Consider the following 14,653-nt stretch of genomic DNA (forward strand, 5'->3'; position numbering starts at 1 on the left):
GTTCTTTCTTCACGAAGCAGGCCCCGTCCCTGCCTTCCATGAAAGTTCTCTCCGTCAACCGGTCCCTGGTCCGCCTCGTTGAGGTCAACGGCAAAGAAGTTCCCACTGGCATCTACAAGGAGCCGGTGCCTGCCCCCGTCATGGTGTATCCGCTGGGATTGGAAGAGGATGGGCAGGCCGATCTGAAGGTGCACGGCGGTCCCTATCAGGCCGTCTATGCGTATCCTGCAGAGCACTATGCCCACTGGCGGCAGGAGTTGAACCGTGACCATCTGGAACCAGGCACCTTTGGTGAGAATCTCACCGTGAGCGGCTTGCTGGAAACGGAGGTGTGCATTGGCGACGTCCACCGGATCGGCGGTTCTGTCTTGCAAGTCACCTGCGAGCGCATCCCCTGCTTCAAGCTGGGGCATAAACTGAACCGCCCTGATATCTTGAAGCCGTTTCTCCAGAGCGGTCGCAGCGGATTCTACTATCGCGTTGTGGAGGGCGGGATGGTGGCGGCGGGTGACCCGGTCGAGGTCCTGGCGCGGGATCCGGAGGGGGTCACGGTCCGCGCTTTGCTGGGCATGCACCGGTTGCACGAAGGCACTCCTGCAGACTTGCGCCGGGCACTGAAGATCGAGGCCCTCTCGCCCCTGGTGCGGAGCGAGTTCGAGGAAAGGCTGGCAAAAAACTGACCCGGTGCGGCGGTGGGCGGCTTAGTCGTTGGGCAGTTCTATGTTCGCCCTCAGGCCGCCACCGGGGCGGTTGGCCAGGGTGATGTCTCCACCGTGGCTGCGGATGATGGTGCGGGCAATGGACAGACCCAGGCCGACGCCGCCAGTACCGCGATTGCGTGAACTCTCCAGGCGCACGAAGGGGTTGAACACCCGCTCGCTGTCCTCCTCGGAAATGCCGGTGCCGTCATCGTCCACGGTGATGAGAGCCCGTTGTCCCCGAACTTCCAGGGCCACGCGAGCGCGGTGGCCGTAGCGCACGGAGTTTTCCACGACGTTGCGCACCGCCCGCCGCATGGCATCGGGCCGGCAGCGCCAGGGCGTCCGGTTGCCGGGGGCGAAGGTCACGTCCCAGCCCAGCCCGGCCAGATCATCGCAGAGGCTCTCCAGCAGGGCATTCAGGTCCACCGTTCGGGTCGGCTCTGTCGCCGCCTCCTCCCGGGCGAAGGCCAGGGTGGACTCTGCGATGGCTTTCATCTCATCGAGCGTGGCGATGATCTTCTCCCGGGTGTCAGCCTCCGAGATGAACTCTGCCCGCAGGCGCATGGAGGTGATGGGGGTGCGCAGATCGTGGCTCATGGCGGCCACCATCTGGGTTCGATCCTGCACAAAACGGCGCAGGCGCTCCTGCATCCGGTTGAAGGCCGCGGTGGTGTGGCGGATGTCGTCAGCGCCTTCTTCCGGCAGCGGGGCCATCTCTTCCCCCCGGCCGACTTTTTCGGCGGCTTCCGCGAGCCGCTCCAGGGGGCGGCCCACCCGGCGGACCAGCATGACGGCGCCCAGCGTGAGAAGCACGGCCGAGATGCCCATGGAGAGATGGTAGTACCAGGGAGGGCCGGTGGAGGCGGGCTTGGCATACACCCCTTGCAGCCACAGATTCGGCCCCACTGGCATTTGAAGTCCGAATCCGTTCCAGTCTTCCAGGTGCATCAGCCTCGCGCTCGCCGTCTCAGGCCGTTCATTGGGGTGTTGTTTGTCCCATTTCGCGTCCGCCTGCGGGGGGAGGTCCGCTGCCGCCGGTGGGCGGGGGGGCTCCAGCATCTTGTTGCGGCCTTCGTTCTGCCACGCTATCGGATCCTCAATGGACGCGGTGGTGAACCAAAACCGCACCACCGGGGTGTTGGCTGCGCCAAGGATCTCGGAGTGCAGCTCAGGACCCACGGTGTTCACCAGGCGCACCACCGAGGCCGTGCGCGCCAGGAACTCCTCCCGCCGCACCTCTCGCAGGGATCGCATCTGCTCTGCGCGGAAGATGAAATAAAACAAGACTTGGGAGATCCCCAGTGCCAGGAGCATCACCATGATCCACTGGCCAATGAGACGCCGCGTCCAGAAGGCCTTCACTCCACCACCGCCTTCCCCGTGAAGCAATAACCATCCCCCCAGTGGGTCTTGATGAGGGTGGGGTTCTTGGAGTCAGGCTCGATCTTCCGGCGCAGCCGGCTCACCTGGTTGTCGATGCTGCGGTCCCACACATCCGCCTCTCGTCCGCTGGTCAGGTCCAGCAGCGCATCGCGATTCAGCACCTTGCCCGGATGATCCAGAAAAACGCAGAGCAGCCGGAACTCCGCAGTGCTCAGGGGGATGGCCACTCCATCTGGCCCGGTCACCTCATGCCGGCGCACATCCAGGGTCTTGTCTCCAAATTTCACCTGCACGGCCTGATGCGTGCTGCGGATCTCTGGCAGGGTGCCTACGCGACGCAGCACGGCGCGGATGCGCGCCAGTAGTTCACGGGGGTTGAACGGCTTCACCAGGTAGTCATCTGCTCCCAGCTCCAGCCCCACAATCCGGTCTGCATCCTCCGCCATAGCGGTGAGAAAGATGATGGGGATCTGCGTCTCCGCCCGGAGGTGGCGGCACAGGGCCAGCCCATCCTCACCGGGCATCATGATGTCCAGTACCACCAAGTCTGGTTTCTCTCTTTCCAATTGCTGGCGGAAATCTGTGGCATCCTGGGCGGCCGTGACACGGAACCCATGCTGGCTGAGATAGCGCACGACCAGTTCGCGGATCTCCCCGTGGTCATCCACGACAGAGATGAGAGGAGCAGGGTCCGGAGGGTTCATTGTTACCACAGAATGATACTTGCGTGGCACGCTGCCAGTGCTGGCGAAATTGTATCAAAGTGTGTCAGGCCCGCTTCATCCGCGACAATTCGCGACAATAAAGGCGGCCGGATGGCAAGCTTCGTCCGGTTCTGTATGTTATCCTCTATGGGTTGCATCGTCTGGGTGGGGGCCACTCCCTGGCACCTTCCAGACGGGTGCTGACGCTTCTTCGCATGAAAAAGACACGCTGGTTTTTGTTTCTGTTGGTCCTGGTGGCAGCCGGGGCTGCTGTGTTCTGGCGGGCGCGGGCTTCTGGTTCCGGTGCGGGTGCTGGGCAAGCCGGTGCAAAACCTGCTGGGCCCCAGGCGGTGGCCGTACTGGTGGCGCAGGCTGAGTCCCGTGATGTACCTGTCTGGCTGACTGGGATTGGCTCGGTTCAAGCATTTAACACCGTCACCGTCCGTCCGCGCGTGGGGGGCTCGCTGGACCAGGTAAACTTCACAGAGGGCGCGACCGTGAGGCAGGGCGAAGTGCTGGCGCAGATCGACCCGCGCCCCTATCGCTCCGTGCTTGCCCAGGCCCAGGCCAAGAAGGCGCAGGATGAGGCGCAGCTCACGAATGCCAGGCTGGAGCTCACCCGCGTGCAGTCCCTGGTGAAGAACAACGCCGTCAGCCAGCAGGTGCTGGACCAGTCCCTGGCCTCCGTGGCCCAGCTCACGGCCATGGTGCAGGCAGACCAGGCCGCAGTGGAGTCGGCGCAGCTGGATCTGGACTTCACCACGGTGCGTGCGCCCATCGCCGGGCGCACCGGGGTCCGCCTCGTGGATGCCGGCAACGTTGTCACCGCGAACCAAGGGGCCGGCATTGTGGTCGTGACCCAGCTCAAGCCCATCTCGCTCGTGTTCACCCTGCCTCAGCAGAACCTGCCCTTCCTCCGCCGTCACATGCAGCCTGGGGCCGCTCCGCTCGTGGCCCAGGCGCTGGATGATGAGGGTGCGGTGCTGGACGAGGGCCGCCTGGAACTCATCGACAACCAGATCGACAGCAACACGGGCACGCTCAAGCTGAAAGCCACCTTTGCCAATGAGAAGCTGGCCCTCTGGCCCGGCCAGTTCGTCTCCGCCCGAGTGCTGGTGGAGACTCACAAGAACGCCATCGTGGTGCCTGCCGAGTCCATCCAGCCCGGTCTCGACGGCCCTTTCACCTATGTGGTGAAGGCGGACTCCACGGTGGAGGCGCGAACCTTGAAGACTGGTCTGACGTTTGAGGGAGCGACCCTGGTGGAGGATGGCCTTTCCGCAGGGGAGAAAGTGGTGCGCGAGGGCCAGAGCAAGCTCAAGCCGGGGGCCCAGGTCACCCCGCAGCGGGAAAAAATGCAGAGCGAGCCCGCTCCTGCGGGGAACCGTGGTGCCTCGGAGATCCGCACTGCCAAAGCCGACCCTGTGTCATGAGCATGTCCACCCCCTTCATCCGGCGGCCCGTGGCCACGGCACTGCTGACCATCGGGATCTTCCTGGTGGGTCTGGTGGCGTTCCCGCTTCTGCCCGTGGCACCGCTGCCCCAGGTGGAGTTCCCCACCATCCAGGTGTCGGCACGTCTGCCGGGTGCCAGCCCGGAGACCATGGCCTCCTCCGTCGCCACACCGCTGGAGAACCAGCTGGCGCTCATTCCGGGCATCACGCAGATGAGTTCCGCGAGTGGTTTGGGCAGCGTGTCGATCACCATACAGTTCGACCTGAATGTTAATATTGATTCCGCCGCCCAGGAGGTGCAGTCCGCCATCAGCGCCGCCGCCGGGCAGTTGCCCACCAACCTGCCCAGTCCGCCCAGTTATCGCAAGGTGAACCCGGCCGATGCGCCCATTCTGGTGCTGAGCCTCACCTCTAAAGTACTGCCTCTGGAAGAGGTGAGTGACTATGGCTCAAACGTCATCGCCCAGCAGATCTCCCAGCTGGAAGGGGTGGCCCAGGTGGACATCATGGGCGAGCGCAAGCCGGCCGTGCGGGTGCAGGTGGATCCCGTCAAGCTCGCCTCCCTGGGCCTCAGCCTTGAGGATGTGCGCGGCGTCATCGCCGCAGCCACGGTGAACTCGCCCAAGGGCAGCTTCGACGGCCCCAAGCAGAGCATGGCCATCTACGCCAATGACCAGATCTTGAAGGCAGAGCCTTACAACGATCTCATCCTTGCCTACCGCAACGGAGCTCCCATCCGGGTGCGTGACGTGGGCCGTGCGATTGATGGGCCGGAGCAGATGCGCTCTGCGGCCCTCATCAACAACGAGAGGGGTGTGGGCATCATGATCCGCAAGCAGGCGGACGCCAACGTCATCGATACCATTGCCCGTGTCCGGGAACTGCTGCCCCAGCTTCAGGCGGCCATTCCGCCTGCGATGCAGGTGGACGTGCTGAGTGACCGCAGCCGGACCATTCGCGCCTCGGTGGAGGAGGTGGAGCTGCACCTCGTGCTCACCGTGGCGCTGGTGACCATGGTGGTGTTCGCCTTCCTGCGCAACGGCCGCGCCACGCTCATCTCCAGTGCGGTGGTGCCCATCTCCATCGTCGCCACCTTTGCCGTGATGCATGTCATCGGTTTCAGCCTCAACAACCTCTCGCTCATGGCGCTCACCATCTCGGTGGGTTTCGTGATTGATGACGCCATCGTGATGCTGGAGAACATCTACCGGTACATTGAAGAGGGGATGAAACCCATGGACGCCGCACTGAAGGGCGCGGCGGAGATCGGTTTTACCATTCTCTCCATCACCTTTTCCCTCATTGCCGTGTTCATTCCCGTGCTGCTCATGGGCGGCATCGTCGGTCGTTTGTTCCGTGAGTTTGCCGTCACCGTGTCCGTGGCCGTGCTGGTGTCAGGCTTTGTGTCACTCACGTTCATTCCCATGATGTGCTCGCTCTTTCTCCGTCCGCACCATCTGCCCAAGAAAGGCACGCTGAGGGGATGGCTGGATGGCATTCTGGAAAAACTCTTTCGCGGTATGGAGAGCATCTATGAATCCATGTTGAAGGTGGTGCTGCGTCATCAGCGGCTCACGTTGCTGTCGCTCGTCGCCACCATTGGCCTCACAGGTTATGTCTTCGTCAAGATGCCCAAAGGCTTCTTCCCTCTGCAGGATACGGGCATGCTCAATGTGACGGCAGAAGGTGCCCCTGACGTGTCTTTCACCTCCATGTATGAAAAGGCGGATCAGGTGGGCAGGATCTTGATGGAGGACCCGGCCATCCTGGGCATGCAGAACCGGATCGGCTCCGGCGGGCGTAGCAGCGCCGGCGGCAACAGCAGCCGCTACTGGATCACGCTCAAGGACCGGCATGAGCGTGACCCCATGGATGTGGTGGTGGCACGCTTGAGGAAGAAGACGGCCTCCATCCCCGGAGTGAGCATGTACTTCCAGCCGCAGCAGGATCTCAATGTGGGCGGCCTGACTTCGAAGACCCAGTTTCAGTACACCCTGCGGGATGCCGATGTGGACGAGCTCAACACCTGGGCTCCCCGCGTAGTGGAGAAGCTCAAAGCCCTGCCAGAGCTGCGAGATGTCACCTCTGACCAGGAGTCCACCTCCCCAGCCCTGAACCTGGAGATTGACCGCCAGGCTGCGTCGCGCTTCGGCATCCAGACCCAGGCGATCAACGCCGCGCTGTACAATGCCTTTGGCGAGCGCCAGGTGACGCAGTTCTACACCCAGCTCAGCCAGTACAAGGTGATCATCGAGGTGTCGCCCGAACTGCAGCAGGACTCCTCCACCCTGGACAAGTTGTTTCTCAAATCCCCCCTCACTGGCGGGCAGGTGCCCCTGTCCTCGCTGGTGAAGCTCAACGCGAGCAGCACGAAGCCACTCTCCGTCAACCACCTGGGCCAGTACCCGGCGGTGACCATCTCGTTCAACCTTGCACCCAACATCGCTCTGGGCCAGGCAGTGGAGGCTGTGGAACGTGCTCGTGACGCCATGGGGACCCCGTCGTCCCTCACCGGCAGCTTCCAGGGCACGGCCCAGGCCTTCCAGTCGTCGCTGAAGTCACAGCCCTATCTCATCGCGGCGGCCATCATCGCCATCTACATCATTCTGGGCATGTTGTATGAGAGCTTCATCCACCCGCTCACCATCTTGTCCACGCTTCCATCTGCGGGTCTGGGTGCGCTCCTCACCTTGTGGGCCTTCGGGCACGATGTGGGCGTGATCGCCATCATTGGCATTCTGCTCCTCATCGGCATTGTGAAGAAGAACGCCATCATGATGATTGACTTCGCCATCGAGGCGGAGCGGGACCGTGGCAAGTCACCATTCGATGCCATCTATGAGGCCTCGATCAAGCGCTTCCGCCCCATCATGATGACCACCCTGGCCGCCATGATCGGGGGCATCCCGCTCGCCTTCGGGCATGGGGACGGGTCAGAACTGCGCCAGCCGTTAGGGTATGCCATCGTCGGTGGCCTGGTCTTGAGCCAGGCCCTCACGCTCTTCACCACCCCGGTGGTGTACCTGTTCTTCGACCGCCTTGTGCAGCCCCACAAAAAGCCCGCAGAGGCCGGCGAGGCCGGGGTCGGGAAATCCACCCCGCTGGAACCCGCCATCTAGTGGGTGATGTAACAGGGTGGAGGGCGGCTTCCACCCACGTGTTCGAACTCGTTTCTCACAAATCCCGTGCGAACCTGCACGGTCTCTCTATTCTTCTCTCATGCCTCACGTTCCCGGTCTCCGCAGCCCCTACGATAAAGTGGGGGGCATTGTTTATTTCGGTCGCATGCTCGACAAAATCCGTCTCAACGCCCTGGGGGAGCTTCCTGCGGACTACGCCAGTTTTGTGGGGGAAAAGCCGGGTGTGTTTGACCGTCGCTGCCTCCATTTCCTTGGCGTCCGGTATGACGACCTCGTGAAGCGCACGCTGGAAGGCGGCACGGACGAGGAAATTCTGGACTGGGTATTCGACCATGGTGGCCAGCCTGACGATGAGGAGATCGAGGTGTGGAACGGCTTCATGGCCAAGCGCGGCTGGCGTGATGAGAGCCATGACCGTCTGGTCTTCCGCCTCAACGAGGCCGGCCTCAGTCCAGATGGCAACATCGCCACCATGTTCGACTTCATCGACGCCGACGAGGGCCGTCCGGTTCGCAAGGGGTGATGAGGTGTCGTGGTGTAAGTTCATGAACCATGGAGCTTCGCCACAATGATGGTGGGCCGTGGTGACGCAAAAGGCGTCACCACCCCTGGGTGCATTGCGCAGGTCAACCAGAACTCCGAAGTGAGTCCCCGCCGGCCTGCGTGGCATCCCCTCCCTTCGCCCGTCGCTTGCTCGTCAGTGTGATCAGCACCACCGCCGCCAGGATCAGCCCGCCGGCCGTCGCCATGGCATGGGGCACGGGCTCCTTCAGCACCAGCGAGCCCAGGGCCACTGCCACCAGTGGATTCACATACGCATACGTCGAGACCAGCGCAGGACTGCAGGTGCGCATGAGCCACACGTAGGCAGTGAAACCCACGAGGGAGCCGATTAAGGTCAGGTAAACAAAAGCCCAGGCAGAGGTCGCACTGATCAGGTCAAAACGCAGCCGGGGCAGCTCACCCAGGAGCGTCCCCACCAGCAGTTGCAGGCCCCCGCCCGCCATCATCTGCATGGAGATCCCCATCAGAGCGGATCCCGGCAGCTTGGCATGGCGGGAGTAGATGGAGCCGAGCGCCCAGGTGATAGTGGAGAGCACCAGCACGGCCGCGCCCAGGGGAATGACCACGGGATGGCCTTTGGAGTCTTTGCCCAAGACCATGAGCACCACGCCGAAGAATCCCAGGGCCAGGCCGATCATGACCGTCGCCCGGGGGCGGGTCCCGCCAGGTCGCAACCAGTCGGTGACCACGATCCAGAGGGGCACGGAAGCGACGATCAACGCCGAGACTCCGGTGGGAACGTATTGCTGGGCCCAGCTGACCCCGCCGTTCCCACCCAGCAGCAGGAGGCCGCCGATGATGGCCGCATCCTTCCAGGCCACAGTCGGAGGCTTGGCCTCACCCCGCCAACGGAGCACCCCATAGAGGAATGCACCTGCGAGGACGAATCGACTCCCAGCCATGAGAAACGGCGGCATGGTGTCGGTCGCCAGCCGTATTCCCAGGTAGGTGGAGCCCCAGATCAGGTACACTGCGGCAAAGGCCAGCAGGATGAGCAGGAGCGGTGGCCTGGCTGCAGCCTCGGTCAGGGAGGGGGACGCCGAAAGGGTGGGGGAGGACGCGGTGCCTGCTGACGAGGATGAGGGAGCCACTGTCCCCTTGCATACGAATGGCGCGGACGTTTGTCTGCCGTGACTTCGCGGCCGGAGCTCCGGGTGGGAGGGAGGCCTACTTCGGCCACGCCTGCATGGCCAGATCTCCCACTCGGGCAAGCTCTTCTCCCGTAGCCCCGCTGGCCGCCAGCACGGCCATGCCTTGCGTCACAGCCTGGACGAACCGCGCCAGATCAGCGGGATTGGCGGTGGCAGGAAGGTCGCCCTCTGCTTGAGCCCGGGCAAAACGCTCGCGCAGCTGCGTTTCCGCTGAGCTGCGCATGGTGGACATGTCCTGCTGCACCTCCGCAGAGTCCTCGCTACAGGCCAGCGCGCCATGCACCATCAGACACCCACGCGGATGACTCTTGTCCCCCAGCAGATTCACCGAGCCTCGAATCATCGCCTCCGCCACCTGCCGGGCCGTGGGTTCCGCCAGCGAGGTGGTCGCATGCCTTCCCGGACCGGAACCGTAGCGCTCCACCACTTTGCGAAAGAGCTCCTCCTTGTTCCCAAAGGCGGCGTACAGGCTGGGCCGGTTGATCCCCATGGCCCCGGTCAAGTCCGTCAGGGATGTGCCCTCATAGCCCTGTTTCCAGAACAGGTTCATCGCCGTCTCCAACGCCTGATCGACATCAAAAGCGCGGGGCCGACCTGGCGCGGCGGGAGTTTTCTTTGGTTTCATACCTTTTGGTAAATTAATCATTGACGCCCAATTGTCCATCGCTGATATGTGTACCAGTCAGTAAATAATACGAACGAACATGAAAACGGAAACGCCTGCTCCCCGACTCGCCAACAAAGTGGCCCTTGTAACCGGAGGATCTCGCGGCATTGGCGAGGCGATCGCCATCCGCCTTGCGGCTGAAGGTGCCTCCGTGGCCATCACCTACACCAGTGCCAAGGAGAAGGCGGAAGCGGTGGTCAAATCCATTGAGGCTGCTGGTGGCAGGGCCCTCGCCATCAAGGCAGACAGCGGGGATGCCGCAGAGGTGAAGAATGCCGTCGATGAAACGGTCCGAGCTCTGGGAGCGCTCGACATTTTGGTGAACAATGCCGGCGTGGCCATCATGGCCCCGCTGGAAGAGTTCAAACTTGAGGACTTCGACCGCACCTTCGCGGTGAACGTGCGCGGTGTGTTTGTCGCCTCCCAGGAAGCTTCCCGTCACATGAAAGAGGGCGGCCGCATCATCATCATCGGCAGCACCAATGCCGACCGCATGCCCTTCGCCGGGGGCAGCGTGTATGCGATGAGCAAAGCGGCTGTCGCTGGCCTGACCAAAGGGCTGGCTCGCGATCTCGGACCTCGTGGCATCACCGTGACCAATGTCCAGCCGGGCCCTGTGAACACAGACATGAATCCCGAAACGGGCCCCTTCGCAGAAAGCCTGAAGAAGCTCATGGCGATCGATCGCTACGGCAAAGGTGAAGAAATCGCTGCCTTCGTCGCCTTCCTCGCCAGTGCCGAGGCGGCTTACATCACCGGCTCCAGCTTGACGATTGATGGTGGCTTTGGTGCTTGATAAGCAGGGCGGTAGTGTCGGTTAAACCACAGAGGCACAGAGAACACAGAGGAATGCATTTTTAGACAGAATTAACGGAATTAACAAAATTGAGATTCGAGCTGCGGATTGTCGCGCGCATAGATCGGCATCCAGAAGTTGAACTCTATTTCCGTAAATTCTGTTAATTCTGTCTAGACCTCAGTTTCGGCCTCTGGGTCTCTGTGGTTTAACCTCAGTTTTAGTCTCCCTCCAAGGTCGTCAGGCGTAATCACACATCTCCCATGTCCGATTCCCCTTCGCCACGGCCTTCCTGGTTCCCGATTTATCTGCTCTCCGCCGCTGGCTTCACCATCCTCACCACGGAGTTCGTCATTGTGGGGTTGCTCCCGCCCATGGCGCGGGATTTGAAGGTCACCGTCTCCCAGGCCGGGCTGTTGGTCACCTTGTTCGCCTTCACGGTAGCGATTGTGGGGCCGCCGCTCACGGCGTGGGTTTCACGGTTTGATCGCAAGCGGCTCTTTGTGGCGACCCTGCTCTTGTTTGCGGTGTCGAACCTTATCGCAGCGCTCGCGCCCAACATCGGCATCATGGCGTTCGCCCGGTTCATTCCCGCCGTCATGCTGCCGGTGTTCTGGTCACTGGCCAGTGAGACAGCGGTGAACATCACCGGACCGGCGAAGTCGGGGAAGGCCATCTTCATGGTCTCGTTTGGCATTGTGGTGGCCACCATCTTTGGGATTCCCATTGGCACCTTGATTTCCGATGCCTTTGGCTGGCGGCTTGCTTTTGGGGCGCTGGCGGGCCTTGCCCTGCTCAAAGCCGTGCTGCTACAGATCTTCATGCCGGCGGTGCGCCCTCATGAGGAACCCGTTTCCGTGAACCGCCAGCTGGCAGTACTGAAAGATCCTCTGATTGTCGGGCACGTAGTCCTGTCTATGCTCGTTTTCGCCGGGATGTTCACCGCCTACACGTACTTGGCAGACATCCTGGAGAAGCTGGCCAGGTTCGATGGTTCAACGGTGGGCTGGTGCCTCATGGGCTTCGGCGCGGTGGGCCTCCTCGGGAACTGGCTTTCCAGCCGCATCGTGGACAAGCGACCGCTCGGGGTGACCCTCCTCTTCGGCAGTCCCATGGTCGTCGCCATGGCCGTGCTCGTGCCGGTGATCCATCAGCACGTCCTGCTGGGCATTGTGCTGGTTGTGTGGGGGATTTGCCAGGCCGCGCTCTTTACGGGATCCCATGTGAGGGTGATGAAGGCCGTCACCCAGGCCCCGGCCCTGGGGGCTTCATTGAACATCTCCGGTGCCAATATTGGCATCGGCCTTGGAGCCATCGTCGGTGGGCGGGTGCTGGACTCCTTTGGCCTTGCAAACGTCGGCCTCGCCGCAGCCATCGTGGTGGTGCTGGCATTGACCACGACTTTGGTGCTCATCAACGTGACGCGATCCAAGGCAAAAGCTTCGGCGGCTACGGTGCCGGGAGGGTGTGTGGATTGTTCCTGATTTTCGTTAGCCGGGCACTGTTCGTAGTACAAACTTTAGTTTGCTCAGTCGATCTTCCGTAACGCGTCCTGAGCAAACTAAAGTTTGTACTACGAACAGCTTCCAATCTCCTCAATACCCGCCCTCACCTCAACGCCACAAACGTTCCCTCGAACTCCACACAGACGCGGTCTCCTTCCTCCACCACGACCTTCAGCGTGATGCGGGCCTTGTCGGATTTCGCGAAGAGCTTCTTGAACTTCGTCACGGCTTTGGCATCCGGCCGCTTGCAGGCAGCATGCAGTTCACCCCTGACGGGTGCCAGGTAGCGGATCTTGCTGTCCTTGATCACGATGTGGGCTTCCCGGTCCTCCAGCAGGAGCCAGAGCATGCTGTAGCCTGCCAGCGTGGCCAAGGTAGCCAGGCTGCCACCAAAGGCAGTCCCCAAGTGATTGTGGTTCGCCTGCAAGGGGGCGGTCAGGACGAGCCGGGCTTCGTCGAAGGATGCCACGTGCACCTGCATGTCCTTGGTCAACGGGATCTGCGCATGCAGAAAGCGTTCGGTTTCTTTGAGAAGCTCGTCGGCAGGCATGGCAAACAGGGAGATGTCGGGTACGGTGAATCCAGACCGAAGTCGAGAATTTTCGAATTTCGACTTGTATTTGACTATCTAGTCAACTATCATCAGTCAGCCATGGGCCGTACCAGTGACGCAAAAGAACGCCTCCTTGAGGCTGCGCTCGACCTGATTTGGGAGCGCAGTTACGGGGTGGTGACGATTGACGCCATCTGCGAAAAGGCCGGGGTGAAAAAGGGGAGTTTCTATTACTTCTTCGACTCCAAGTCCACCCTCGCGGTGGCCGCGCTCAATGAGAACTGGATCCAGGACGGCAAGGCCAAGTGGGATGCCCTTTTCTCTGCTTCCCTGCCGCCGCTGGAGCGCATTCGCGGGTTCATGCAGTCGGTTTACGATGGGCAGGTGAAGGTGCAAAAGGAGCACGGCAAAGTGCTCGGTTGCCCCTGCTTTTCCATTGGTTCTGAGACTAGTACGCAGGATGAAGTCATCCGGTCCAAGGCGCAGGAGATCCTGCAGAGCCAGATCCGCTACTTTGAATCGGCCATTCGCGACGCCCAAGCGGAGGGTTCCGTCCCTCCCGGAGATGCGGCGGCCAAGGCCAAATGCCTCTTTGCGTTGTTCGAGGGCAGCCTCGCTCAAGCGCGTATCCAGAACGATCTTGATTTCTTGCGCACTCTTCCCGACGCGTCCCTGGACATCCTGGGCACCCGTTCCCTGAAGGTCGCGGCCTAGCCCTGGTGCCTTTTTTTCGCAAGAAATTGTTTACTATATAGTCAACTACAAGCCTCTATTCCATGAACTCGACTGACCTTGGACCTATTGCCAACCCTGCCTCCCTTGCACCTCGGAAGTCCCGCGTGCGTGCCTTTGCCTGGCTCTCCCTCGTTACGCTCCTCGGCGTGGGCGGGGCCGCCTATTTTGGTGCGCATACGGCCTCCGCTGGCGAACACGCTGCCGCTCCCGCCGCTACGGCACCCCCACCGCCCAAGGTGACCGTCGCCCCGGTGGAAGAGCGTACCATCACGGATCATCGGGAACTCCTCGGTCGGGTGGAACCGATCGAGAGTGTGGAGATTCGCCCCCGCGTGTCGGGACACATTGAAAACGTGCGCCTTCAGGCGGGCCAGTCCGTGAAGAAAGGGGATGTGCTCTTTACCATCGACCCCCGCTGGCATCAGGCCCAGTTCGATCTGGCGAAGGCCGGTGTGGAAAAGGCCCGCGTGAGAGTCCGCATCACCGAGCGTGATGCCAAACGCGCTACGGAATTGCTCGCGAGCCGTGCCATCTCCGTGGAGGAGGCGGACACCCGTTCCTCCACCCTGGAGGAAGCCAAAGCAGAGCTGCTGGCTGCTCAGGCCTCGCTGGATACTGCCAAGCTGGATCTCGACTACACCCAGGTGCGGGCGCCGATCAGCGGTCGCGTGAGTCGTGCCTATGTTACCGCGGGCAACCTCGTGTCCGGTGCTCCCGGTGGTGCCACGCTGCTGACCACCATCGTTTCCGAAGGCGAAGTGTATGTGTATGCGGACGTGGACGAAGCCTCCTACCTGGTGATCAACCAGCTCTGCAGGGAGAACCGGCTGGCTTCGGAAAACGGGCGCGTGCCGGTGGACATGCAGCTTACCGGTGAGACGGGTTATCCCAATCGCGGCGTGATTGAGTCCGCCGACAACCGCCTGGATCCCGGCACCGGCAGCCTGGTGTTGCGCATGGTCTTCGCCAACCCGGATGGCAAGCTGGTGCCCGGCCTCTCCGCCCGGGTGCGGGTGCCCGTGAGCGCCCCGTCGTCAGCCCTGGTGATCAGCGAGCGCGCCATTGGCACCAACCAGAGCCAGAAGTTCGTGCTTACCGTGAACCCCGAGAACGTGGTCGCGCTCAAGTCCGTGAAGCTGGGTTCCCTGGTGGAAGGCAAGCGCGTGGTCCGCGAAGGTCTCCAGCCTGGTGACCGCGTGATTGTGAACGGCACCCAGCGCGTCGCTGCCGGCATGATCGTGAGCCCCGAATCCGCCGCTGTGGCGATGAAATAACGCTTCAGTCCGGGCCCCCCGTCTCC

The 14,653-nt window shown here is 62.1% G+C and carries 13 protein-coding genes; 8 read left to right on the top strand and 5 right to left on the bottom strand.

Annotation, left to right across the window (positions count from 1 at the left end; translation table 11 throughout):
• The first annotated feature begins 38 nt into the window (after positions 1–38).
• Entirely contained in the window at positions 39–680 is a 642-nt protein-coding gene (locus VSP_RS03140) for an MOSC domain-containing protein (protein ID WP_029190140.1), read from the top strand.
• 21 nt (positions 681–701) lie between these two features.
• On the opposite strand, the gene VSP_RS03145 is transcribed toward VSP_RS03140, so the two are convergent.
• Entirely contained in the window at positions 702–2,063 is a 1,362-nt protein-coding gene (locus tag VSP_RS03145; protein WP_009958686.1) for an ATP-binding protein, read from the bottom strand.
• Positions 2,060–2,788: a response regulator gene (locus tag VSP_RS03150; RefSeq protein WP_009958688.1), complete on the bottom strand. Its 729-nt coding sequence runs from the start codon at positions 2,786–2,788 to the stop codon at positions 2,060–2,062. Before VSP_RS03150 ends, VSP_RS03145 begins: the two co-directional genes overlap by 4 nt.
• 215 nt (positions 2,789–3,003) lie before the next feature.
• Here VSP_RS03150 and VSP_RS33645 point away from each other — a divergent pair, with 215 nt between their 5' ends.
• The 3 genes from VSP_RS33645 (at position 3,004) to VSP_RS03165 (ending at position 7,905) form a co-directional block, all read left to right on the top strand.
• Positions 3,004–4,221 (top strand): efflux RND transporter periplasmic adaptor subunit, encoded by a 1,218-nt coding sequence (locus tag VSP_RS33645; protein ID WP_009958689.1) that lies wholly within the window; start codon positions 3,004–3,006, stop codon positions 4,219–4,221.
• Positions 4,218–7,361, top strand: coding sequence for an efflux RND transporter permease subunit (locus VSP_RS03160; protein ID WP_009958690.1), 3,144 nt, complete (start codon positions 4,218–4,220; stop codon positions 7,359–7,361). The genes VSP_RS33645 and VSP_RS03160 overlap by 4 nt, the downstream gene beginning before the upstream one ends.
• Before the next feature lie 100 nt (positions 7,362–7,461).
• The gene (locus tag VSP_RS03165; protein ID WP_009958692.1) at positions 7,462–7,905 is read left to right on the top strand and encodes a DUF5069 domain-containing protein; all 444 of its coding nucleotides are present in this window, start codon (positions 7,462–7,464) and stop codon (positions 7,903–7,905) included.
• Positions 7,906–8,008: 103 nt separating this feature from the next.
• On the opposite strand, the gene VSP_RS03170 is transcribed toward VSP_RS03165, so the two are convergent.
• Positions 8,009–9,037, bottom strand: a complete 1,029-nt coding sequence (locus VSP_RS03170; protein WP_009958693.1) for an EamA family transporter — start codon at positions 9,035–9,037, stop codon at positions 8,009–8,011.
• Between the two features lie 76 nt (positions 9,038–9,113).
• Positions 9,114–9,722 carry a TetR/AcrR family transcriptional regulator gene (locus VSP_RS03175; protein ID WP_009958694.1) on the bottom strand — a complete coding sequence of 203 codons (609 nt, stop codon included), beginning with the start codon at positions 9,720–9,722 and terminating at the stop codon, positions 9,114–9,116.
• 79 nt (positions 9,723–9,801) lie between these two features.
• Here VSP_RS03175 and VSP_RS03180 point away from each other — a divergent pair, with 79 nt between their 5' ends.
• Together VSP_RS03180 and VSP_RS33650 are read left to right on the top strand one after the other, a co-directional pair.
• Positions 9,802–10,560: a 3-oxoacyl-ACP reductase family protein gene (locus tag VSP_RS03180; RefSeq protein WP_009958695.1), complete on the top strand. Its 759-nt coding sequence runs from the start codon at positions 9,802–9,804 to the stop codon at positions 10,558–10,560.
• A gap of 263 nt (positions 10,561–10,823) precedes the next feature.
• Positions 10,824–12,044 (top strand): MFS transporter, encoded by a 1,221-nt coding sequence (locus tag VSP_RS33650; protein WP_009958697.1) that lies wholly within the window; start codon positions 10,824–10,826, stop codon positions 12,042–12,044.
• Positions 12,045–12,168: 124 nt separating this feature from the next.
• Here the strand turns inward: VSP_RS33650 and VSP_RS03190 are convergent, their stop codons facing one another.
• On the bottom strand, positions 12,169–12,615 hold the full coding sequence (locus tag VSP_RS03190) for a thioesterase domain-containing protein (RefSeq protein ID WP_009958699.1): 447 nt from the start codon (positions 12,613–12,615) through the stop codon (positions 12,169–12,171).
• A gap of 102 nt (positions 12,616–12,717) precedes the next feature.
• On the opposite strand from VSP_RS03190, the gene VSP_RS03195 reads away from it, so the two are divergent.
• Entirely contained in the window at positions 12,718–13,332 is a 615-nt protein-coding gene (locus VSP_RS03195) for a TetR/AcrR family transcriptional regulator (RefSeq protein ID WP_009958701.1), read from the top strand.
• Between the two features lie 62 nt (positions 13,333–13,394).
• On the top strand, positions 13,395–14,627 hold the full coding sequence (locus tag VSP_RS03200; RefSeq protein ID WP_009958703.1) for an efflux RND transporter periplasmic adaptor subunit: 1,233 nt from the start codon (positions 13,395–13,397) through the stop codon (positions 14,625–14,627).
• Positions 14,628–14,653 lie beyond the last annotated feature (26 nt).

The organism is Verrucomicrobium spinosum DSM 4136 = JCM 18804 (assembly GCF_000172155.1).
Classification (GTDB): Bacteria; Verrucomicrobiota; Verrucomicrobiia; order Verrucomicrobiales; family Verrucomicrobiaceae; genus Verrucomicrobium; species Verrucomicrobium spinosum.